This is a genomic window from Lysinibacillus sp. FSL M8-0337 (assembly GCF_038593855.1).
In the GTDB taxonomy this organism is placed as follows: Bacteria; Bacillota; Bacilli; order Bacillales_A; family Planococcaceae; genus Lysinibacillus; species Lysinibacillus sphaericus_D.
Window position 1 is genome coordinate 3,905,143 of sequence record NZ_CP151996.1, and the last position, 21,840, is coordinate 3,926,982.

The 21,840-nt window shown below is 37.5% G+C and carries 21 protein-coding genes and 1 riboswitch; of the genes, 9 read left to right on the top strand and 12 right to left on the bottom strand.

Going from position 1 to position 21,840, the window contains the following annotated elements; all coding sequences use genetic code 11:
• Nucleotides 1-75 precede the first annotated feature (75 nt).
• On the top strand, nucleotides 76-1,980 hold the full coding sequence (locus tag MKY08_RS19090; RefSeq protein ID WP_069509497.1) for a heavy metal translocating P-type ATPase: 1,905 nt from the start codon (nucleotides 76-78) through the stop codon (nucleotides 1,978-1,980).
• Between the two features lie 663 nt (nucleotides 1,981-2,643).
• On the opposite strand, the gene MKY08_RS19095 is transcribed toward MKY08_RS19090, so the two are convergent.
• Nucleotides 2,644-3,567 carry a YihY/virulence factor BrkB family protein gene (locus MKY08_RS19095; protein ID WP_069509500.1) on the bottom strand — a complete coding sequence of 308 codons (924 nt, stop codon included), beginning with the start codon at nucleotides 3,565-3,567 and terminating at the stop codon, nucleotides 2,644-2,646.
• Nucleotides 3,568-3,591: 24 nt separating this feature from the next.
• Nucleotides 3,592-3,918 (bottom strand): YtxH domain-containing protein, encoded by a 327-nt coding sequence (locus tag MKY08_RS19100; RefSeq protein WP_024364532.1) that lies wholly within the window; start codon nucleotides 3,916-3,918, stop codon nucleotides 3,592-3,594.
• A gap of 180 nt (nucleotides 3,919-4,098) precedes the next feature.
• On the opposite strand from MKY08_RS19100, the gene MKY08_RS19105 reads away from it, so the two are divergent.
• On the top strand, nucleotides 4,099-4,320 hold the full coding sequence (locus MKY08_RS19105) for a DUF1128 domain-containing protein (protein WP_024364531.1): 222 nt from the start codon (nucleotides 4,099-4,101) through the stop codon (nucleotides 4,318-4,320).
• Nucleotides 4,321-4,408: 88 nt separating this feature from the next.
• On the opposite strand, the gene motB is transcribed toward MKY08_RS19105, so the two are convergent.
• Nucleotides 4,409-5,185 carry a flagellar motor protein MotB gene (gene motB / locus MKY08_RS19110; protein WP_069509502.1) on the bottom strand — a complete coding sequence of 259 codons (777 nt, stop codon included), beginning with the start codon at nucleotides 5,183-5,185 and terminating at the stop codon, nucleotides 4,409-4,411.
• Complete coding sequence (gene motA / locus MKY08_RS19115) at nucleotides 5,169-5,972, bottom strand: flagellar motor stator protein MotA (protein WP_025220619.1); 804 nt, start codon at nucleotides 5,970-5,972, stop codon at nucleotides 5,169-5,171. Before motA ends, motB begins: the two co-directional genes overlap by 17 nt.
• Nucleotides 5,973-6,171: 199 nt before the next feature.
• Here motA and MKY08_RS19120 point away from each other — a divergent pair, with 199 nt between their 5' ends.
• From MKY08_RS19120 to MKY08_RS19135, 4 genes are all read left to right on the top strand, one after another.
• On the top strand, nucleotides 6,172-7,407 hold the full coding sequence (locus MKY08_RS19120; RefSeq protein ID WP_069509505.1) for an aminopeptidase: 1,236 nt from the start codon (nucleotides 6,172-6,174) through the stop codon (nucleotides 7,405-7,407).
• Nucleotides 7,408-7,550: 143 nt separating this feature from the next.
• The gene (locus MKY08_RS19125; RefSeq protein ID WP_255313775.1) at nucleotides 7,551-7,685 is read left to right on the top strand and encodes a hypothetical protein; all 135 of its coding nucleotides are present in this window, start codon (nucleotides 7,551-7,553) and stop codon (nucleotides 7,683-7,685) included.
• 183 nt (nucleotides 7,686-7,868) lie between these two features.
• Nucleotides 7,869-8,429, top strand: a complete 561-nt coding sequence (locus MKY08_RS19130; RefSeq protein WP_069509507.1) for a carbonic anhydrase — start codon at nucleotides 7,869-7,871, stop codon at nucleotides 8,427-8,429.
• Between the two features lie 238 nt (nucleotides 8,430-8,667).
• Complete coding sequence (locus tag MKY08_RS19135; protein WP_069509509.1) at nucleotides 8,668-9,417, top strand: class I SAM-dependent methyltransferase; 750 nt, start codon at nucleotides 8,668-8,670, stop codon at nucleotides 9,415-9,417.
• Between the two features lie 300 nt (nucleotides 9,418-9,717).
• On the opposite strand, the gene MKY08_RS19140 is transcribed toward MKY08_RS19135, so the two are convergent.
• Nucleotides 9,718-10,308, bottom strand: a complete 591-nt coding sequence (locus MKY08_RS19140; RefSeq protein WP_051147783.1) for a GNAT family protein — start codon at nucleotides 10,306-10,308, stop codon at nucleotides 9,718-9,720.
• A gap of 113 nt (nucleotides 10,309-10,421) precedes the next feature.
• Nucleotides 10,422-11,249 (bottom strand): polyphosphate kinase, encoded by an 828-nt coding sequence (locus tag MKY08_RS19145; RefSeq protein ID WP_069509513.1) that lies wholly within the window; start codon nucleotides 11,247-11,249, stop codon nucleotides 10,422-10,424.
• Nucleotides 11,250-11,455: 206 nt separating this feature from the next.
• Between MKY08_RS19145 and MKY08_RS19150 the strand changes: the two genes are divergently transcribed.
• Nucleotides 11,456-12,169 (top strand): hypothetical protein, encoded by a 714-nt coding sequence (locus tag MKY08_RS19150; protein ID WP_069509516.1) that lies wholly within the window; start codon nucleotides 11,456-11,458, stop codon nucleotides 12,167-12,169.
• 27 nt (nucleotides 12,170-12,196) lie between these two features.
• Here the strand turns inward: MKY08_RS19150 and map are convergent, their stop codons facing one another.
• Both map and thiT read right to left on the bottom strand, forming a co-directional pair.
• On the bottom strand, nucleotides 12,197-12,952 hold the full coding sequence (gene map, locus MKY08_RS19155) for a type I methionyl aminopeptidase (protein ID WP_024364522.1): 756 nt from the start codon (nucleotides 12,950-12,952) through the stop codon (nucleotides 12,197-12,199).
• A 542-nt stretch (nucleotides 12,953-13,494) separates the two neighbouring features.
• Nucleotides 13,495-14,055 carry an energy-coupled thiamine transporter ThiT gene (gene thiT / locus MKY08_RS19160; protein ID WP_069509519.1) on the bottom strand — a complete coding sequence of 187 codons (561 nt, stop codon included), beginning with the start codon at nucleotides 14,053-14,055 and terminating at the stop codon, nucleotides 13,495-13,497.
• Between the two features lie 125 nt (nucleotides 14,056-14,180).
• Nucleotides 14,181-14,288: riboswitch (TPP riboswitch) on the bottom strand.
• Between the two features lie 127 nt (nucleotides 14,289-14,415).
• Between thiT and MKY08_RS19165 the strand changes: the two genes are divergently transcribed.
• Nucleotides 14,416-14,748: a DUF4870 domain-containing protein gene (locus MKY08_RS19165; RefSeq protein ID WP_069509522.1), complete on the top strand. Its 333-nt coding sequence runs from the start codon at nucleotides 14,416-14,418 to the stop codon at nucleotides 14,746-14,748.
• 28 nt (nucleotides 14,749-14,776) lie between these two features.
• Nucleotides 14,777-14,899 (top strand): hypothetical protein, encoded by a 123-nt coding sequence (locus MKY08_RS19170; RefSeq protein WP_255313776.1) that lies wholly within the window; start codon nucleotides 14,777-14,779, stop codon nucleotides 14,897-14,899.
• Between the two features lie 103 nt (nucleotides 14,900-15,002).
• Here the strand turns inward: MKY08_RS19170 and MKY08_RS19175 are convergent, their stop codons facing one another.
• The 4 genes from MKY08_RS19175 to MKY08_RS19190 form a co-directional block, all read right to left on the bottom strand.
• On the bottom strand, nucleotides 15,003-18,083 hold the full coding sequence (locus tag MKY08_RS19175) for an SMC family ATPase (protein WP_069509526.1): 3,081 nt from the start codon (nucleotides 18,081-18,083) through the stop codon (nucleotides 15,003-15,005).
• Nucleotides 18,080-19,237, bottom strand: a complete 1,158-nt coding sequence (locus tag MKY08_RS19180; RefSeq protein ID WP_069509528.1) for an exonuclease SbcCD subunit D — start codon at nucleotides 19,235-19,237, stop codon at nucleotides 18,080-18,082. The genes MKY08_RS19175 and MKY08_RS19180 overlap by 4 nt, the downstream gene beginning before the upstream one ends.
• A 407-nt stretch (nucleotides 19,238-19,644) precedes the next feature.
• Entirely contained in the window at nucleotides 19,645-20,577 is a 933-nt protein-coding gene (locus tag MKY08_RS19185) for an SGNH/GDSL hydrolase family protein (RefSeq protein WP_069509529.1), read from the bottom strand.
• A gap of 32 nt (nucleotides 20,578-20,609) precedes the next feature.
• Nucleotides 20,610-21,839: an aminopeptidase gene (locus MKY08_RS19190; RefSeq protein WP_069509532.1), complete on the bottom strand. Its 1,230-nt coding sequence runs from the start codon at nucleotides 21,837-21,839 to the stop codon at nucleotides 20,610-20,612.
• Nucleotide 21,840: the final 1 nt, after the last annotated feature.

The following is a 21,840-nucleotide window of genomic DNA, read 5'->3' on the forward strand; positions in this document are numbered from 1 at the left end:
CAACTACAGAAACGCTTGTTTTTCTTTAATTTATAAGGTTTTTGATATTGATTTTCATTATCAGGGGGGATTTAGATGGAGTACTCTAATCGAGAAAATGTTGGATTAATTGAGAATATAAAAGTGCACGCTGAACTAATTGCTGCTATTATGGCAGGTTTATTTATCTTGCTTGCATGGCGTTTAGATACAAATGATCAAACAACTGCTTCAGTTCTTTTATATATTGTTGCTTTTTGTGTTGGAGGATTTGCAAAAGCAAAAGAAGGCATCGAAGAAACTATAAAAGAAAAAAAATTAAACGTAGAGTTACTAATGATTTTAGCTGCAATTGGCTCAGCAGCTATTGGCTATTGGACAGAGGGAGCCATTCTTATTTTTATCTTTGCTGTCAGTGGCGCTCTAGAAACATATGCTATGAACAAAAGTCACCGCGAAATATCTGCACTCATGAATTTACAACCTGAGGAAGCTTGGTTAGTACGCGGTGGGTTTGAACCGATGAAAGTCGCTGTCTCAACACTAAAAATTGGTGACCATTTACTGATTAAACCTGGTGAACGTGTCCCAGCAGACGGTATTATCTTTAAAGGACAGTCTTCTATCGATGAAGCTGCTATTAGTGGTGAGCCATTACCGATTGCCAAGTTCGAAGGTGACGAAGTATTTGCAGGGACAGTTAATTTAAATGGCGCGATTACTATGGAAATGACAAAACCAAATTCCGAAACATTATTCCAAAAAATTATTATGCTTGTTCAAAATGCTCAAAGTGAAAAATCACCTTCACAGCAATTTATCGAAAAATTTGAAGGTACTTATGTAAAATTCGTGTTACTATCTGTTGCACTTATGATGTTCCTTCCCCACTTTTTAATCGGTTGGGACTGGACGACAACGTTTTATCGAGCAATGGTACTTTTAGTAGTGGCATCTCCATGTGCACTGGTTGCATCCATTATGCCTGCCACATTAGCAGCTATTTCGAATGGCGCGAAAAACGGGATACTATTTAAAGGTGGCTTACACCTCGAGCACTTAAGTGCGTTACGTGCATTAGCAGTCGATAAAACAGGAACTTTAACACAAGGTAAACCAATCGTAACAGACTTCATCGTACGCGATGGTTTAAATCAAGAAGAAACATTAGCAATTCTTGCAGGTATTGAAGCTCAATCAAACCATCCTTTAGCACAAGCGATTACTACCTACGCTAAAGCACAACACATATCACAGTTTGCGCAAGCAACGATTGAAGATATCCCTGGCTGGGGCATGAAAGGCTTTGTTAATGGAACAGAGTATTTAATAGGTAAACCAGATTTTGTTGGAAGTGAAGAAGCTAACACATTCGCAAATAACGCATTATCAAAGCTTTCTGCTGAAGGTAAAACAGTAATTTTTATACGTGACAAGGAAGGTATTGTCGCACTTGCTGCATTAAAAGATACGGTTCGTGATGAGGCAAAAAAAGCTGTCGCATTGTTAAAAGAATTAGGAATCGATGTTATCATGCTGACTGGCGATAATGAGAAAACGGCTAAAGTTATTGCAAAAGAGGCAGGCGTTACTGAATTTGTGGCAGAATGTCTTCCTGAAACAAAAGTGACGGAAATGAAACGCCTCCTCGATCAACATAAATATGTAGGGATGGTTGGTGACGGTATCAATGACGCACCAGCATTAGCAACAGCCACTACTGGTATTGCAATGGGCGAAGGGACAGATGTTGCCTTAGAAACAGCAGATGTCGTGTTAATGAAAAATGATTTATCTAAAATTGCCTATGCGGTTCGTCTTTCTCGCAAAATGCAACGAATCGTGAAACAAAATATTTTCTTCTCTATCGGCATTATTGTTTTATTAATTGCCTCTAACTTTTTACAAGTTGTCGATTTACCACTAGGTGTGATCGGTCATGAAGGCAGTACAATTCTCGTTATTTTAAACGGCTTACGAATGCTTAATAAAAATGTATAGAAAAGGTGGTCTCAAACCGAGACCACCTTTTAAAGTGTCATCCAATTCATAAAAATAAACTACTGCCATTGATTTTCGTTACGGGTTGCTCGCTTTCCGCGGGCGTGGCTTAAGCCTCCTCCTCCACTGCGCTACGTGCGGGGTCTTAAGTCTCACGTTTGTCCCGCAGGAGTCGAGCAACCCTTCACTACAATCGCAAAGTTTGTATCTGCTAGCATATGTGGGTGCCAGTCACTCACACAATTTTACTAAGTAAAAATCCACGTAGACCCCTGCGGGAACGCACAGAACGTAAGACGCTGGCATTCCGCGCGTTAGCGATGGTTGCGGCTTACGTCGTGCCCGCGGAAAGCAAGTGGATTTTTGCACTTTAAGAAGACTCCCTAGTGCCAATCACTCACACAATTTTCTGCGATGCGTGATTAGTTGATTGGAGTGAAAGGCGCGACACTCCAGCAGGAACAGCACGAGCTGAAAATCCATTTTTGCGGCGACAGCCGCAAAAATTAGTTGAAGCCGTGCCTGCGGAAAGGAAGCGCATGGAACGGAAATCAACGGTGTGCCTACGGAAGCATCCATTGTATCTATATCCACGCATAGCAAAAAGTGTTAGATTGATTGCTGTCAATCTAACACTTTTTCTCTTTTGTGCTACTTTTACAGTTATTTAATAGCACCTTCAGCTTTAAGCAATGCTCTCTTTTGCATCGTGGCATTTAAGACACCACCAAAAATTAAAATCATCCCAGTAAAATACAGCCACAGCATTAATATAATAACGCCACCAATACTACCATATGTAGCAGAATAGTTTCCAAAATTACTAATATAGAAAGAAAAACCATATGTCACAAGCAACCATGCGAGCGTCGAAAACATTGCGCCTGGCCAAACACCCATTAATTTCAATCGAGGTGTCGTATTCGGTACTAACCAGTAAATTGCCATCAACACTACAAAAATAAGTAACGGTGGCATCGACCAGCGAATATTGCGCCAAAGGGATTCAAACTCATCTTCAATACTAACAATTGAAAATAAAAAATGACCAATTTGCTGTCCAAAAACAGGTAATAAAAGCGCGACTGCTATTACAATTACTAAAGCTATAGTAAATACAAGAGAGAGCCCTCGATCTATAAAGGTCACCCTATTTTCGGTATCGTACGCTTTATTTAAAGCTCTTAATAACGCATTGATTCCTTTTGACGCAGACCAAATCGTCCCAAGTACACCAATTGATAATAGGCTGCTATTACGGTTCGTTAGCACCTCATTTAATGTACTTTCTATCAACCTGTATACTTCATCAGGCATCAAATTAACTAAAAACGAATAAACTTGCGTTGTTTCTAAATTTAAATATGGCAAAAGCGTTACAAGGAAAATGAGTAGGGGGAAGAAAGATAGCAAAAAGAAATAAGCAAGTTGCGCCCCGAGCGCCGATATTTCAACGCGTTGTATGCGAAGCATTAAATCTTGGATAAAGCCTTTCGATGTCATCACATCTACCATATCTTCATTTGGCGAAAAAAATGCTTTTACTTCCGCAAATGAAGAACGTATGGATGCTTTTTTCTTTTCCATTTAATTCCCTCCTTGAACTACAGCCTATTCTTTTTCTGGTGAGGTAAAGGCTGTTTTTGTATCGCTAATCATGCCTTGAATAGTGGAAGGTAATTCTTTAAATTCATCAACTTTCTCAGCTATTGTATTGACATTTTCTGATACGCTATCACAAAGTACTTTAGCTGCGATTACTTTTTCCTCAATTAAATCTTGCAGTTCATTACGATGCGATGCGTAATATGATACTGCTTCCTTCATTTTTTTAGTAGTAGCGACAGTTTTCTCTCGTGTAGTACGATCAAACATGCTTAATGCAGCACCTACTGCAGCACCTACAACGATGGATGCTAATAATTTACTTTGTCCCATATTTTATATACCCCCTGCTTGTGTAATGTTTATTCCCTTTTTTATTATAATTAAACAGCTTACTGCCCTTATTCTACCCAATTACAGTCTATTTTTAAAGCAACGCACAATTACAGTGTTGACATTTTTTTTATTCAATGAAATGATATTGGCTAGGATTATGAAAGGTAGGTTAATTGAATGGATTTATCTATATCGTCAAAAGAAAACGTTATTTATATGGTCGATCAAATGAAAGATAAGCTTCGCATGGTCAATGTAGATGCCATGAAATCAGAGAATTTTGATGAAGCAAATTATGAAGATTTAGTCTATCTATACGAAATGGTTATGAAACGTGACACATTTAGCCCTAGTGAAATGCAGGCTATCGTTGCTGAATTGGGCTCTTTACGCAAATAATAGCAATGCCCTATAACCTTCCCTCTCTACACTAAAAAAGCTATTAGCAAGGACCTTTAAGTCATTTGCTAATAGCTTTTTCTTTTGACTACTGCGTATTTTTCGCAGCAGAGCCATCTTCAGCAACAAGTGGTTGAATTAATACTTCCACACGACGATTTTTCGCGCGCCCTTCAGCCGTATTATTTGGTGCAATGGCTTTATATTCCCCATACCCTTTTGCACTAAAATAAACCCGATCAAGTTCTGAATTACTATTCACTAAAACCTTTAAAAAATTCACCGCTCGCATTACCGATAATTCCCAGTTTGAAGCGAATTCAGGACCTGTTTGTGGTACGTTATCTGTATGACCAGTAATGACAACACTACGTGCTGGGTCAGACACTAATACTGCTGCAAGTTCACTAGCAATTTTGTTATACTCTGGCTTAATAGTAGCTTTACCTGGATCGAACAAAATGCTATCGCGAATTGTAACAAGTAAACCTTCATCTGTCATTTCTGTCGCGAATTGACCTTCCATCTCATTGACTGCAATAAAATTATCGACACTATCTTTAATTTCAGCTAGCTCCTGTTGATCTTTTAAATACGCTGAGTTTTGCTGTGGCTGTTGCGGTGTTTCATCATTCTTTGCATCTGGTGTTTGCATTGGAGATGGTTGTTCTAAAAAGCTCGACCCACCATCAAATATTTGATTAAACACTGCCGACATACGCTCTAATTTTTCTTGGTCAACTGAACTAGATGCAAAAAGTACGATAAATAACGCCAGTAATAACGTTAAAATATCAGCATATGGTACTAACCAAGACTCATCAACATGATCTTCATGCTTTTTTTTCTTAGCTTTCTTTGCCAAGGCCGCCCGCCCCGCTTTCACCCGTAATTTGACGACGCTCTTCCATCGTTAAATAAGAAGATAATTTTTGTTCAATAACACGTGGCGCTTCCCCCTCTAATACAGAAAGAATGCCTTCAATCATCATACGTTTTTGCTTTACTTCAACTGCTGATTTACGTTTTAACTTGTTGGCAAATGGATGCCATAACACGTAACCTGTAAAAATACCTAATAATGTTGCCATAAATGCACCTGATATAGCATGACCTAACTTATCAATATCATTCATATTTCCTAATGCTGCGATTAACCCTACTACCGCACCGAGTACCCCTAATGTCGGGGCATATGTACCTGCTTGTGTAAAAATAGCCGAACCACTTATATGTCGTTCTTCCATCGCTTCTACTTCTTCCGTTAATACATCACGGATATAATCTGCGTTTTGACCATCAATTGCTAATGTAAGACCATTTTTTAAAAATGGATCTTCAATTTCTGAAGCCTTACTTTCTAGCGCTAACAATCCTTCACGACGAGCTAAATCGGCCCATTGTGAAAACATCTTAATAATTTCAATATCATCTGCTAGTTTTGTTTCTTTAAAAAGAATTTTAAATAGCTTTGGTACCCGCTTTAGTTCCTTCATAGGAAAGGCAATTGTTACAGCAGATATTGTACCGAAGATGATAATTAAAATAGCCGCTGGATTGTAAAAGGCACTTAAACTTACTCCCTTTAACACCATCCCTGTTAATAGTGCAACTAGCGCTAAAATTATCCCTACTACTGACGATAAATCCATATTAGAACCTCCAAATCTTCTATACTTACTTATTTTCGTCCTATTTTCCATATTTTAAATAAACATATTATATAGTATAAATGTATTTCATTATTTTTTCGATGAAATAAATGCTTTTTATTCACATTTCGACCATATTTGATTATATTGAATTAAGAATAATACACTAAATTGTCTATTATCGAAAGGAGTTAAGAATTTGTTATTATCATTTGACACAAAATTACTAAGATATGCCGAATTAGCCGTGAAAATAGGAGTAAATATCCAGAAAAATCAATACCTTTATGTGAGTTGTTCGACCGATAACTTAAAATTAGCTGAAATAATTACTAAAATTGCTTATGAAAATGGTGCAAAACAGGTTTTTGTTGATTTATCAGATGATCGACTTGTGCGCACACGTTATGAAAAAGCTCCAAAAGACTCATTTGATTTTTATCCTCCATGGAAAATTCAAGAGCGTGAATGGCTTGCAGAGCAAGGTGCTGCCTTTTTAAGCATCGTTTCACAAAACCCAGACCTCTTAAAGGATATCGATCATGAAAAAATTATGACTTTCCAAAAAGCATCAGGTCAAGCACTCGCTAACTACTATACTATGATGCGAGCAGATAAATTTAGCTGGACAGTAATTGCTGCTCCTTCTAAACAATGGGCAGCCAAAGTATTTCCATATCTACCAGAAGAACAGCAAGTTGAGGCATTATGGGAAGCAATCTTTGCTGCTACACGCACAGACCAAGATGAACCGGTCAATGCTTGGAAAACTCACGACGAACAGCTACATAACAAAGCCGACTACCTAAATAAGAAACAATTTAAGTTCCTGCGCTATCAAGCTCCGGGAACAGATTTAACAATTGAGTTACCAAAGAAGCATATTTGGACAGGTGGCAGTAGTGTCAATATATATGGCAATACATTTATGGCAAATATGCCAACAGAAGAAGTTTTTACAGCCCCACTCAAAACAGGTGTCAATGGCTTTGTCTCAAGTACGAAACCTTTAAGCTATAGTGGCAATATTATCGACCAGTTTACATTAACATTTAAAGATGGTCGTATTATCGATATACAAGCACAGCAAGGACAAGATATTTTAGCATCACTTGTTGCAACAGATGAAGGTGCACAGTATCTTGGGGAAATAGCACTTGTTCCCCACCAATCGCCTATCTCACAATCCGGATTATTATTTTACAATACATTATTCGATGAAAATGCCTCTAACCATTTAGCTATAGGTAATGCCTATTCCTTTTGTATAGAAGGTGGCAAAGAAATGTCATCAAAAGAATTGCTGTCTCACGGTCTAAATCAAAGTTTAACGCATGTTGACTTTATGATTGGCTCTGCTAATATGGATATTGATGGCATCGCAGCTGATGGTCAAATTGAACCAATTTTCCGCAATGGCAACTGGGCCTTTTAAGTAAATAGTCAGTCCTAATAATATTATTCTAGGCTAGGTATCTTATGGATGTCATAAATTATCCTTACATTTTCCTAGCAACCTATTGTATAATTAGTGTAGTTCATATAGTAGATTATTGTAAGTAGAGAGGAGCTTTTATAATGTTCATTACAACTGTACTTGGCTTTTCAGCCGTATTATTAATTTCTATGGGATTCTTTATCCACTATCTACAAGTTGGCTTAGATAGCAAATCTTCTGTAACTGTAGATCCACAACCAAAAGAAAAATATTAATCATATAAAAACAGCTACTTCAAGTAGCTGTTTTTTTTATTTATAAATATGTCATATTAGATTAGCTAAATAATTTACCAAACTCCTTTTTTTTTCATGAAAATTGCGTGAATATTGTCATTATTATTTGCATATTTACATTTTTGCTCTAAAATATTTCATTAGGGAAGGGAGCAAACTTTCATGACAATGTTAAAAGAGATTTTAAAGTTTAATGAAGATTTCGTTCAAGAAAAAAAATATGAGCCTTTTATTACAACTAAGTACCCAGATAAGCGTATCGTTATTTTATCTTGTATGGACACTCGCCTTGTAGAACTATTACCAAAAGCGATGAATTTAAGAAACGGCGACGTTAAAATTGTAAAAAGTGCTGGTGCTTTAGTGAGTCACCCATTCGGTGCAGTAATGCGTAGTTTACTCGTTGCGGTTTATGGATTGCAAGCTGATGAAGTGTATGTAGTTGGGCATTATGACTGTGGTATGAGCGCAGTTGATCCAGATGCAATGCTTAACCAAATGGTAGACCGAGGTATTAAAGAAGAAACCATTAAGATGATGGAGTACTCTGGTATTGATTTAAAAGATTTCTTACGTGGTTTCGGCGATGTAGCAACAAGCGTGAAGAAAAGTGTCGATACAATTCGTAATCACCCGTTAATGGTTGATAGTGTCCCTGTTCACGGTTTAGTTATTGACCCAAATACTGGTCGCCTTGATTTAATTGACGACGGTAGTAAATAAAACGATAACGCCAAAGGCATAGTTTTTGGCAGAAAAGCTTTCTATATAATTAAAAAATGTGTCTATCGTTTCGAATTATCGAATGATAGACACATTTTTTATTGGCTTTTGTTATATTATATCGCTGTAAATAATGTAGTAGACATTCCTTTTATTGAACATATCTTGCGTTTCACACAATAATTAGGTAAATTTATGTAATAATACTATAAAAAGTAAACTATAATTGGAGGACAATATGTATACTTATCATTCGATTTCAGCAGAAGTTTATAATCTAGATAAACCAATCGGCACATCATTCGGTGATGTCGAATATTATAGCGACAGACTTCAGCATGTCAAAGGAAAAATATTAGAACCAGCTGTTGGAACAGGGCGTATTTTAATTCCTTTACTTGAACAAGGTTTTGCTATTGAAGGCTTTGATTTATCCGAAGAAATGTTAGACTACTGTCGAAGCAATCTACAAGAGGCACAGAAAGAAACAACTATTTATCAAGCAAATATGGAGACATTCCAATCTGATCAACTTTATGAAGCAATCATAATCCCTACTGGAACATTTTTATTAATTACTGATGATGAAAAAGCTATGACTAGTCTATCTAATTTTTATCATCATTTAGAACCAAATGGAAGATTGATAGTCGATATATTTTTGCAACCAGATTTTCATGAAGGCAGCTCTCAATATCGAACGTTTACAAATAAGCAAGATGAATTGATTACATTGCAAATAACACAATCTGCAATCAATTATATTGAACAAACGACAACTACCCACCATCGCTATGATAAATGGAAAGAAGGCAAATGTATCGAAAGCGAATTTGAAATATTCACCTTAAAATGGTATGGAATTCAAGAATTTAAAAGGCTTTTAATGCAAATTGGCTTTAAAGATATCGTTATTTCATCTGATTATTGTTATAAGCAATATCCTACAAATCGAAATCAAACCATCACCTTTGAAGCTGTTAAATGATTTTGCTAGTTTAGGTTCTAAAAAATAAAATGTAACAAAGGTGTTAGTACAATTAACGAAACCTTAGCTATTCATTCTTTAATTAGAAGTGAGCATTAGTTGTTGGTAGCAAAGGCGGTGACTCCTGCTCAGAACGCACACTGCGTAAGACGCGGGCATTCTGCGTGTTAGCGAGGGTTGAGGTTTACTGTGCTGAGCGGAAAGCACCGCCTAAGCGGACAACAATGGCGCAGCAAAAAAGTGTTAGATTGATAGCAGTCATCTAACACTTTTTGTACTTTATTATAACTTGTTGTGTGTTCATGATGATGGCTCTAGGCGAGCATACATATAGTGATCTACCCATTGCCCATTGATATACAGTAATTTTCTTAATAAGCCTTCTCGTTGAAATCCTGATTTCTCCAACACCCGAATCGAAGCGTTATTTTCAGTCGATACATACGCCTCCACACGATGTAGCCCTATTTGTTCAAAGGCAAATTGTACAACCAATTCTACCGCTTCTGTTACAATTCCTTTTCCTATATAGATTTCATCCATCGCATAACCAACAAAGGCGCTTGAATACGGTAAACGTTTGATAGCATACAACGCAATGTGACCTATTAAATTATTTGTACCTTGCTCATATATCCCGAAAGTAAATTCTCTCTTTGAGCTCATTAAATATAAACTTTCTTGGATTTTTTTATATTGTGCATCAACTGTATAGTATTCAGGACGCTGTAACGGTTCATATGTAGACCAAAAATATTTGTTTCGGCTTACAAGACCCGTTAAACTTTGTGCATCTTTTTCTTGGAATGTGCGAACGTAGCATTTCTCCCCCTGAATCGAGACCACATTTCCACCCTTTTTCCTTAATAAATTCCAAATTTTTAGCACCATTTCTCTCCACAAGCCTTCCGATAATTGTCAGTACATGTTCATTGTATGTAAAAAAAGATGCTGCTACAACCAAAACAGCTCCTGTCTTGTTATCACAGCATCAATCATATTATTTATTTATTTTTCACTTGTTTTTTTGGTTGAATTTGTAACAATTCAATACTGGACGATTCAGCATCCTCTAAATCGGACTTATCTAAAACATTTGTTAAATGTAAACCACGCTTTTGTGCCTCGCGTTCAATATGTGCAAGCGTTTCTTGTAGCACTTGTACACGTGCATGTTTTTTATCGTTTCCTGCTACCAAAACCCATGGCGCATTTTTCTTGTCTGTTTTTTCAAACATATCATTCGCTGCTGCGATATATTCTGGTGTTTTTTCGCGATTTCTCCAGTCCTCATCTGTTAACTTCCATGATTTATATGGATCTTGCGCACGCTCATTAAAACGCTTCAATTGCTCTTCGTCTGACACATGTAACCAGAATTTTATAACAATGTAATCTCCAGCCGTTAAAATTTTCTCAAAGTTGTTAATCTCTTCATACGCACGAGACCATTCTTCTTTATTTGCAAATCCTTCGATACGCTCTACTAGCACTCGTCCATACCAAGAGCGATCGAAAATGGCAATTTGGCCATGTTGCGGTAATTTTCTCCAAAAACGTTGCAAGTAGTTATAGCGTAATTCGTGAGGCTGTGGTGCTGAAATTGGATGAACAACGTAACCCCTAGGGTCTACCCGCTCAATAAGACGTTTAATGGCGCCTCCCTTACCAGCAGCATCCATTCCTTCAAATACTAGAATAAGGCCGATTTTATTATTTAGTAAAAATTGCTGTGCATTTAACATTTCATATTGAAGTACTTTTAATTTCTTTTTATACATTTTTTTATCTAGTTCAATCGATAGGTCAAGATTTTTTAGATTTTGAGTCATTAAAATTCCACTCCTTCAAATTGGATATTTCTATTGTACTAAAGAAGTATTTGGATGCATATCCAAATGGTAAATTGTAGATAATTTCAACAAATTCACTTGATACATTGTAAGGATTTTCCGCTATAATAAAATAGATATTCTGTGACAGTCCTATACTTATTTGTCTTTTCCCTATACAATTTAACACGAAGGGAGAGGAAACCTTGCCTAAGTTTATTTTAATGACAATAACGTATATTGTCTCACTCATCCTAACCTTTTCATCCTATTTTATAAAAATAAATGGTCAATCTTCGTTAGAAATCTCAAATCGTTTTCCCGTAATGTTTGCACCTATTAATATTAGTTATATGATATGGATAGTCATTTACATTTTGCTCGCTTATTGGTTAGTTATGAATTTTAAAAAGACAACTATAAAACAGACTGTTCTCTTTAGCAATGTATGTATATTACAAGCGATTTCTATTTTATTTTGGCATTATGAATTATTCATAGTATTTTTCATCTGTACAGTAATGTTAGTACTATACTTATTTTTCCTTTACAATACGTACTCACATTCCAATAATGCATTATCTGGCCGCCTACCGATTTCACTTTACTTTGCTTGGTCTACATTTTTATTGATGACAAATACGAGTTTTACGTTAACTTCATATGAATGGAATGGCTTCGGTCTTAGCAATCCACTTTGGGCAGTTATTTTACTGACAATTGGTGTCGTAATCGCCTTACATATACGTTATCATCATTTTGATATTGTCTATCCTAGCGTTTTTATCTGGGCATTCATTGGCATTGCATTTCATAATCATCTTGACGAGTTGCTTGTGACGACCGCAGCCTTATTTTTATGTGGTGTGCTTGTTGTTGGTATTCTATTCGTCAAAAAAAAACCTGCTTACCAAAAATAAATCGGTAAGCAGGTTTTTTATTTCGTCTTATTGCTCATCTAATGAAGTTAAAATGATTGGTTTGTCTTTTGTTACAATAATCGAATGCTCAATTTGGGCAACTAAAGATTTGTCAGGCGTAATAAATGTCCAGCCATCGCCAGCTTCAACGATATGCTCTGCTTTTGCTGAAATAAACGGCTCCACAGCTAACACCATGCCCTCTTTCATAATTGTTGAATCCCACGCATCGTAATAGTTTAAAATGTGGTTTGGCTCATCATGTAATGAACGACCTAATCCATGACCCGTTAAGTTCATAATAACTGTTAAGTCATTGGCATAAGCCTCACGCTCTACCGCTTTCCCAATTTGGTTTAATTTCGAACCAGCTTTTACTTTTGTCATTGCACGATCAAACGCGCTTTTTGCTACGCGACAAAGTTTTTCTTTATCCTCATAACCTTCCCCTACTACAAAAGAAATACCTGTATCTGCAAAGTAACCATTTAAAGAGCCGGATACATCAATATTAACAATATCCCCCTCTTTAATAATACGTTGTCCTGGGATACCATGGGCAACTTCTTCATTGACACTAATACAAGTGTAACCTGGGAAATCATACTCTCCCTTAGGACCTGAAATAGCTCCTGCTTCAGCAAACATGCGTCCTGCAATTTCATCTAATTCAAGTGTTGTCACACCAGGTTTTGTAGCTGCTTTCATCGCCTCACGAATTTCCGCACAAATGCGACCAATTTTTTTAAAGGCTTCAATTTCTTCTTGGGTTTTTACAATCATTTTTAACGTCCCTTTCATCTAATATCTACTCTTTAATATAACATAACTTTTTATGTGCATAACGCCAAAAGCTTTAATTATTCTATGCCAATAGGATTTCAATAGTGCTCCTCATAGAAAAAACAGACGATTTTAACAGTCTTTAGACCTTAAAACCGCCTTTCTCTAACGCGCTATCTACAGTTAAAACGGTAGTTCTCATTATAAAAAAATGTGGCTGAGACAAAAGAGAAAAAGTGTTAGATTGACTGCAATCAATCTAACACTTTTTTGCTATTCCGTTGTTGTCCGCTACGGCGTTGCTTTCCGCGGGCACACCGTAAGCCGCAACCCTCGCTAACGCGCGGAATGCCCGTGTCTTACATTGTGTGCTGTTCTGAGCAGGAGTCACCGTCTTCGCTACCAACAACTAGTGAACACTTCTAATTTTTTTTATTGCAAAAGCAAGAATAGCTAAGTTCTCCATATAGCAAAAAATTATGAACACCTTTCGTCTGTTTCTTAAATTTTTTTAGTTATGTCCAAGCCTCATTTCCATTCATTTATAATTTTCGTTGCATTAATTGTGGCGCCGCTGTAAATAATAGAACACCGACAATAGCGGTTAAAATAGTTGCTGGTAACATATATGTTCCATTATAGATAATTGAATAAATCCATGCATTTTGATCGCCCGCATACTCCGCAAAGAATACTGCACCTGCAATTGTGTGTGCAAGATAGCGTAAAAAACCAGCTAGCACCGTACCAATCACTATGTACAGAGCCATTTTCTTTTTGTTGAGTGCTGTTGCGGCTTTTAATACAGGTTCACGAACGATTGCCGCTAAACCTACTACAGTAAAGGCTACCCCGTAATCTAGTAATCCTTGAAGCCAGTGCACAATATAAGCACCAAACATTGTTTGCATCACACCAATCAATAGACCTGTTGTAAGCCCTGACAAGAACCCCCAACGAAACGCCATTAAAATTATTGGTATCATGACTAAGCTTACCGAGCCGCCTTGTGCCCATACTTTAAAGGAAACTTGATCGAGCACAAGTCCTACCGCTGCGAAAATTGCAATCTCCACCAGCATGAGTAATCTTTTTTTGTCCATACTATTATTCTCTCCTTTGTTCCGATGTAGGATACAAGAGCAGGAATAGAAAACAATTATTTGGATATGCATCTCAATCCGGCATAAAAAAACGATGCCAGGACAGAGCCTCACATCGTAAAAGTGTCGGTTTCTATCCACATCCCTACGCAAGTGTTAACTTACAGGTTCAAAGAGTAAAGGCATTACGTGCCCAGTCTCAGCTGACATCATCAGCTCCCCTTGTGGTCGTTACATCTCATTTTTATTGAACACACTCATTGTACGCAACCACCTTTGCGATTACAACCTTTTCCTCAATTATTTTTTTTGAAACTTTTACGCTTTCTATGCGTAAATATTAAAAAGGGAGGAACAATTATGGAGAATCAAAAAGTTTTATCTGCGTTTAGTTATCTCAGTATTTTTATTGCACCATTTGTCGTTCCATTAATCGTTTACTTTGTTTCAAAAGATAGTGAAGTCAAAAGACATTCCATTCGGGCACTTATTTCTCACTTAATTCCGTTAGTCTTGGGTATCATTTTCTTTTCTATCTTTATATTTTCTACAATGTCATTGAACACGTTTGATCCTTCTTCAAATGGGAATACATTTATTATCATTTGGTTTGCTTCATTTGCAATTTATTTACTCGTATCATTAGGTATTGTTATTTGGAATATTGTGCAAGCTGTACGAGTTATACGTTAAAATTTAGTACGAAGGAGATGTCATATTCATGAAAGTATCCAAAGTAGTGAAAACCGCTATAAAATTTGCACCTATTGTCATTCCTATTGTCAAAAAAGTAGTTGCTGCAAAAAAAGGGACAACACCCTACGTATCAACACGTAGAAAATAAGCGCAATGACTTCTTTTAATTGTTTGAGTGACTGGCACACAAAACCCACTTACACCATAGAGTGCAAGTGGGTTTTTATTTAGAATTGTTTGGGTGACTGGCACTACTTTACTTCAAAGTGCGTTGTACTATGCCCACTTAACGTTTTTTCAACATGTAAAACAGCTGGCATTGCGGCTTTTAACTCGGCGACATGTGAAATAACACCAATCATTCTTCCTGAATCTTGTAAATCAATTAACGTATCAATTGCTTTATTTAACGCTTCCTCATCTAAAGAGCCAAAGCCCTCGTCGATAAACATCGTTTCAATTTGAATATTCCCTTGGAAGCTTTGAATAACATCTGCCATACCTAATGCAAGACTTAATGACGCATTAAACTTCTCCCCACCAGATAATGTTTTTACATCTCTTAATTGGTCCGTATAAGCATCATACACATCTAACCCTAACCCACTTTGCTTGGCATGCTTCTCCAAGCGATCAGAGCGCCGCAATTCAAACTGTCCATTTGATAAATGGAATAAACGAAGATTGGCTGCTGCTGTAATCTTATCTAAATAATTGATTTGAATGTAACGCTCAAATGACAGTTTTTTTGGATTTTGCCCATTCAACACGGTGTAAAGTTCTTTTACACGACCTGCTTCTTTTTCGAGTATCCGTATTTCCCTCGCTGTTTCATCAACTTTAACAATAAAGTCAGCACATGCAGTTGCATAATTTTTCGTCTGTTGTAATATTTTAAATGCCTCTTCAGATGTAGCTCGCAGCATCTCAAGCTTGTCTTCTAATATCGTTAAATTTTGCTTCTCTTTTCCTTCAAGATGTTGTGCTCCATCTAAGATTTGTTGCTGTAAAGAATGCTGTTGTAAAGCGTAATCACGGCACGCTTTACGTAATTCCTCGATTTGTACAATACTTCGCTTTGCCGCCGCATATGCTTCATATGTTGTAAAACCAACATTGTTCATGTTTGTGACAAATTGTTCTCGTTTTTCATTCAGTTTGTTTTGCAATTCCTCATATGCTTTTTTCGCCAGTTCTTCTGCTATAGCTGCCTTATGTGACGCTTCTTTTGTTGCTTGTAGATTATGCTGACTTGCATTCCATGCTGCTTGTAATGCATTCTTTTGCGATTTTATATCTTCCATTGTTTGCTTTAATTGTTGCAATGACTTTACATGTTCAGGAATGTATTTTTGTTGTTCTTCCACAATTGCTTGCTGTTTAATTAATTCTTTCGACTGCTCAGCAAAATAGTGCTCTAACTGGACTTGTTTGTGTTGCAATTGTTCATTTCTTGCCAGTTGCTCTTTTAGCTTAGTCCGTGCGATAGATAGTTGATCGTTAACGATTTTTAAGACAGTAACTTGTTGCTCAATGAATTGTAATGAAGTTGTAAGTTCTACTCGATCAGCTAGTGATATATGGCTAGCTTCTACCTGTTCAGCCACCTCTTGAAGCAATTGTTTTGTTGTTTTGACTGTCGCTTCTTTTTCATAATAATTTCTCTCATTTGCATGAGCTGTCGCGCGGATTGTTTCCAGCTCCACTTCATCCACGACCGCTAGTGGCTCACTATGTGTTAAGTGGTGTGTTGTACTGCCACAAACTGGACAAGCATCGCCATCCTTTAACTTGGCTGCTAAAATACTTGCCTGACTGGTAATCCATTGTTGTTCCTTAGTCTGTAGTGCTTTGTTACTTTCTTGAAAGAGCTGTTGCGCCCTTTGAAGTGCTTGCTCAGCTAGCTCACTCGCTTGCTCATATTTTTCCAATTGAGCTAATAATGTCACTTGTTCTTTAAGCTTAGGAAGTTGTTCTAAATAACCTGCATAGGGCTCCATTTGTTTTTCATATTGCTCAATGGTAGTTGTTAACTCTTGAAGTTGGGTTTGCTCTTTTTCTAAAATGTTTAGATTATCTGCTACTGCACGTTTAGCATTTTCAACAAGTTGTTGCGTTATTTCTAGTTGTTGCTGATTATGCTCAAATGCCTCAAACTTCGGTAACAGCGCTAATAGCTGCATTTCTTGTTGCAATATTTGCTGACGCGCTGGTTCTTTCGCTTCTTCCTCTGAAAATAATTGCTGGGCTATTGCTAGTTGTGCCAAAGCGTTTTGATGATTTATTGTAGCTTGCTGATAAAGTTGTTCCTTATGATTTTGCTCTGTCCGTAATTCTACACACTGTTGTTCAAAAGTAAGAAGACGCTCCGCTTGTTCAGCTAATTGTATTTCCTGTTCCTTGGCTGTATATAAATGTTGTTGTTGTAACAGCATTTGCAAACGGGCTTGTCGTTGCTCCTGTTGCTCGAACTGCTCGTTCAGAGCTTTTGCCATACTGTAATATTCTTGTTCTTTTTGATGATGCGCATAGGCTTCTTCATAGCGTAACTGTTCCGTTTGGATACTAGCATTATAAAAGAATTGCTCTTCTTCAAGGGCATTTTTTAGTTGGTGCATATTATCCGTATTATTGCTAATACAAGTAAATAATGTTGATGACCGCTGTGGTAATGCACCTGCAATTTGTCCAAGTAAATGTTCTTTCAATTGCTGGGCACGCTCGACATCCTTTTCGGCTTCTTTCCTTTTGATATCTAGTTTTTTAGTCATTGCGCTAAAACGATCTGTTTTAAAAATTTTACGTAAAATGACTTCTTTATTGGAGGAATCAGAAGTTAATAATTTGCGAAATTCCCCTTGGGGCAACATCACAATTTGACTAAACTGATCTTTTGTTAGCCCTATAATTTCAAGCAGTTTTTTATCTACTTCATTTGTTTGCTGCTTCTCCACTATACTAAAGTCAAATTTACCATCTTTTATTTCTGCTAATTCAACTTTTCTTCCTGTGACACTTTTATTTTTTGCTTTAATATGACCCGGCTGGCGTAAAATGTGATACACTTTACCGCGCATTTCAAAAACCAATTCTACTGCGGTGTAAACATCATCCGCAGCAAAGCCGCTCCGAAGCATAGCTGTATCCTGACGATCTTCACCGCTTCCTGCACCATACAGCGCATAACAAATCGCATCAAAAATCGTCGTTTTCCCAGCGCCTGTTTTGCCTGAAATAGCAAATAAACGGTACTCTCCAAGCTGTTGGAAGTCAATCACTTCTGTATGTTTATATGGACCGAAAGCAGTAATCGTTAACTTGAGTGGTTTCATCGAACTGCCTCCCGTTCCTCATCTAATAATTCTTGTAGCATTTCTAAAAACAAGCGCTCGGTTTCTGGATCAGGTTGATCGCCCAAAACGTCTGCATAAAATCCACGAAACAAGTCAATATCCTCTACTTTTTCCGTTTCAACAGCTTGTATTTCTTGGGCTACTTGTATTCGTGATGCTTTACGTTCAATATGCATTGCATGTGGAAAAACGGTACGGATTCGCTCCATCGGTGAGGCTACAGGTGTCGTGTCTGTTAAACGCACAAAGACATAATCATCACATGGTGGTAGTTTTAATAAATCATCCATGAAGCCTTCTACCACTCGTAGATCACGTCTTGGCACAAGCTTGCGTTTGTTCACCTCTACATGTCCATTAGCATCTAGCTCTACAATTAAAAAGCCTTTCTCATGTAAATGTTCCGACAACGAATATTTCAACGGTGAACCTGCATAGCGAATTGTGTTATTCAGTACAAAGTGGGCTTTATGCAAATGGCCGAGTGCCGTATAGTTGAAATGTTCAAATAAGGCAGCGTCCACGCAATCTGACCCACCGATGGATAGCGGTCGTTCCGAATCACTTGTATTTTCTTCTTCAAAGCCATATTTCGTCACAAAAGCATGTCCAATAAAAATATGACGCTTTGTTGTATCCATCGTTTGCTTAATATGGGCGATGATTTTTTGCATTGCATCTTGATGTGACTGAATCGTATCATCTTCTAAAATCGTGCGTACGGAGGCTGGTTCTGCATATGGCACTAGGTGAAAATGCACCTCACCGAATTCATCTGTTAGGACGATTGGTGAATGTTCTTTTGTGAATTGCCCTACGATATGTAACCCACTATCCCGCATTAAACGACTACCAAAATTTAATCGTCCTGCACTGTCATGATTTCCGGCAACTGCTAACACCGGAATTTTCTTTTCAAGTACAATTTCTGCGAAAACATCGTTTAATAAGTTAACGGCCTCTACAGGTGGCATTGAACGATCATATAAATCGCCTGCTACAATAATTGCATCGGGTTGTTCTTCTTCAATCGCTTGCAAAAATTGCTGTAAAATATAACGCTGATCCTCGGTCATATAGATACCTTGTACAAGTTTTCCTAAATGCCAATCGGCTGTATGGAATATTTTCATTGTCTATGCACCTCCTGTTTTTCTTTTCTTTTATTTTATCATGCCTACAACTATATTCTTGTTTTAATAGACCATCTTTTATTTGGTAATTGTTTGGGTGACTGGCACTCGTTATATTCAGAATTGTTTCGGTGACTGGCACTCGTTATATTCAGAATTGTTTCGGTGCCAGACACTTGTTAAATTCAGAATTGTTTCGGTGCCAGACACTTGTTAAATTCAGAATTATTTCGGTGCCAGACACTTGTTAAATTCAGAATTGTTTCGGTGCCAGACACTCAAACAGAGACACTCAAACAGAGGTACTCAAACAGCGGCACTAAAAAAGTATGCTAAGTTGTTTAAATTGCTCCCAATAGGTGGCAATTTATGTACTTAGCATACTTTTGTTCTTGGTGTTTTTCCACTTAGATTCTTAGTGGCTGTAAGGACTGATTGGCTCTGACCTTTTCTATAAAAGTAGCATAGCCAATAAAACCTTGAATGCTTCTGACGGTTGCGACTTTCTCTTGTTGTTCCGCTACAGATTTTTCGTTGGACTCTGCTTGTTTCTCCATTATTTCCTGAAATGTCATGGGGTTCGGCTTAGGCAACTCTGTAGTAGAAATAGCTAAGCCATCACTACCGCTATACGATTTTAAAAAGGCATTTGCCATTTGTCGATATCCTTCAAAATTAGGATGGACATCTGCTATATTTGGCAAGTAGTGAGTAGCTTGCAATCCAAAAGTATCGTAGACATTAACATAAGTCATCCCTGCCTGTTCAGCTTGTTGTTTTAGAATCGTATTTAACTTTAAGAGCTGTGCATTCGTTCCCTCTTTTTGAGTAGCATGTACATTGGGGTAGGCAAAATAATAGCCCATGACATAGACTTTCGCATTGGGTGCGCGTAATTTCAGCTCAGCTAATAAATCCGTCAGATTTTTTCGTGCAATATTTAACGCAAAATCTACTTGAAGCTGTGAAAATGTTAACGTACCAGCTGATGGGTTAACCTGCACAAGACGTAGTAAATCATTGGCACCTGCGGAAATAGTAATCAGCGTTGCATTGGCTAGTAGCGCGCTTGCTTCTTCAGACTGAACACGCTCTAAAACATCTGCCGTTGTAAAACCAGGAAAAGCGAGCTGCTTTGTATAGTGATTCAATTGCCCAATCATTCCTAGCCGCATCGCAACCAAATCGCTATAGCCTGCATCAATTTCCTGATACGGTGTTTGACCAGCCGCCAAGGAATCCCCAAGTGCTACATAATTTTCACCACGTGCAAAGGCAGATGAAACACCAAGTGTTAACGAAAGTACAGTTATACTTACTAGGCTTATTAGTCGTTTCATCTGCTCACCTCACAATCAATGTCGTTAGTCTATTAAAAAGCCCAGCTACCTTTACGGAAAATTGGCTCCACAGTACCATCTGGTAAAATACCGTCAATATCCATGTCGCCACTACCAATCATAAAGTCCTCATGTGTTACGGAAATATTGGCACCTAATGCTTCAAGTTGACCATTTTCTAAATCTCTTCCACCTTCTAAACAAGTTGGATACGCTTCACCAATCGCTAAATGGTTGGATGCATTTTCATCAAATAATGTATTAAAATATAAGATCTCTGAAGCTGAAATTGGGGATTCATGTGGGACAAGTGCAACTTCTCCTAAATAACAAGATCCTTCATCGACAGCGATTAACTCTTGCAATAAATCATGCCCAACTTGCGCTTGTGCATCAATAATTTTTCCTTCTTCAAAGGTAAGCTTAAAGCCATCAATAATATTGCCTTGGTATACTAATGGCTTGGTATTACTTACATACCCCTCGACACCTTGTTTCATTGGTAAGGTATACACTTCTTCCGTCGGCATATTAGCGATAAATACTGTACCTTCAGGTGTTTTGCTACCACCCGTTAACCATTTATGCTGTGGTGCTAATGCAATCGTTAAGTCAGTGCCTGGTGCAGTATAATGTAGTTTTGCATATTTTTTATTGTTTAATAATGCAGCTCGTGATTCTAAGTTTGCAACATGTGTACGCCAGTTTTCAACTGCATTGCCTTCACCAATATGCACCGTTTTAAAGATTGCTTCCCATAGCGCTGGTACTTGTTTTTCCACTGCTAAATTCGGGAATACTTTTCCTGCCCATTTGGCTGATGGTACAGCTACAATCGACCAAGCAATTAAATCCTTCATCACCGCATTACGATAGTTTTTCAATGCAGCGCCTGATACTTTTTGGTGTGTGGCTAATCGCTCAGCTGGAATACCCGTTAATTTATCTGGATCTGCAGCATCAATCCATAATAATGCCCCTTTGCGTTCGATTAACTCATCACGCATTTTAACAACCCATTCTGGGAAACGATTAAATTCTTCATCAGACGCATGCTCGAAATAAGCGCGATCCATTTCATCATCTGAAAAATTCACATGAACTCGACCAGCTCCAGCCTTGTATGCCTCTTTCACTACTAAACGCGCAAAGTCTATTGCTTCCACCGATGTATTGACTAATAAATATTGCCCTGGTTGAATATTGACACCAACCTTCACCGCAAGCTCAGCATATGCTTGTAATTTTTCTTCAAATGTCATA

Excerpts from the sequence above, each read along its gene's own strand:
- MKY08_RS19145 (WP_069509513.1), bottom strand. The coding sequence starts at position 11,249 with ATGACTCAAAATCTAAAAAATCTTGACCTATCGATTGAACTAGATAAA.
- MKY08_RS19095 (WP_069509500.1), bottom strand. The coding sequence starts at position 3,567 with ATGGAAAAGAAAAAAGCATCCATACGTTCTTCATTTGCGGAAGTAAAA.
- thiT (WP_069509519.1), bottom strand. The coding sequence starts at position 14,055 with ATGGACAAAAAAAGATTACTCATGCTGGTGGAGATTGCAATTTTCGCA.
- MKY08_RS19170 (WP_255313776.1), top strand. The coding sequence starts at position 14,777 with ATGAAAGTATCCAAAGTAGTGAAAACCGCTATAAAATTTGCACCTATT.
- MKY08_RS19135 (WP_069509509.1), top strand. The coding sequence starts at position 8,668 with ATGTATACTTATCATTCGATTTCAGCAGAAGTTTATAATCTAGATAAA.
- MKY08_RS19140 (WP_051147783.1), bottom strand. The coding sequence starts at position 10,308 with ATGGTGCTAAAAATTTGGAATTTATTAAGGAAAAAGGGTGGAAATGTG.
- MKY08_RS19105 (WP_024364531.1), top strand. The coding sequence starts at position 4,099 with ATGGATTTATCTATATCGTCAAAAGAAAACGTTATTTATATGGTCGAT.
- MKY08_RS19185 (WP_069509529.1), bottom strand. The coding sequence starts at position 20,577 with ATGAAACGACTAATAAGCCTAGTAAGTATAACTGTACTTTCGTTAACA.
- MKY08_RS19100 (WP_024364532.1), bottom strand. The coding sequence starts at position 3,918 with ATGGGACAAAGTAAATTATTAGCATCCATCGTTGTAGGTGCTGCAGTA.
- MKY08_RS19130 (WP_069509507.1), top strand. The coding sequence starts at position 7,869 with ATGACAATGTTAAAAGAGATTTTAAAGTTTAATGAAGATTTCGTTCAA.
- MKY08_RS19175 (WP_069509526.1), bottom strand. The coding sequence starts at position 18,083 with ATGAAACCACTCAAGTTAACGATTACTGCTTTCGGTCCATATAAACAT.
- MKY08_RS19190 (WP_069509532.1), bottom strand. The coding sequence starts at position 21,839 with ATGACATTTGAAGAAAAATTACAAGCATATGCTGAGCTTGCGGTGAAG.
- map (WP_024364522.1), bottom strand. The coding sequence starts at position 12,952 with ATGATTGTAAAAACCCAAGAAGAAATTGAAGCCTTTAAAAAAATTGGT.
- motA (WP_025220619.1), bottom strand. The coding sequence starts at position 5,972 with ATGGATTTATCGTCAGTAGTAGGGATAATTTTAGCGCTAGTTGCACTA.
- MKY08_RS19125 (WP_255313775.1), top strand. The coding sequence starts at position 7,551 with ATGTTCATTACAACTGTACTTGGCTTTTCAGCCGTATTATTAATTTCT.
- MKY08_RS19180 (WP_069509528.1), bottom strand. The coding sequence starts at position 19,237 with ATGAAAATATTCCATACAGCCGATTGGCATTTAGGAAAACTTGTACAA.
- MKY08_RS19165 (WP_069509522.1), top strand. The coding sequence starts at position 14,416 with ATGGAGAATCAAAAAGTTTTATCTGCGTTTAGTTATCTCAGTATTTTT.
- MKY08_RS19090 (WP_069509497.1), top strand. The coding sequence starts at position 76 with ATGGAGTACTCTAATCGAGAAAATGTTGGATTAATTGAGAATATAAAA.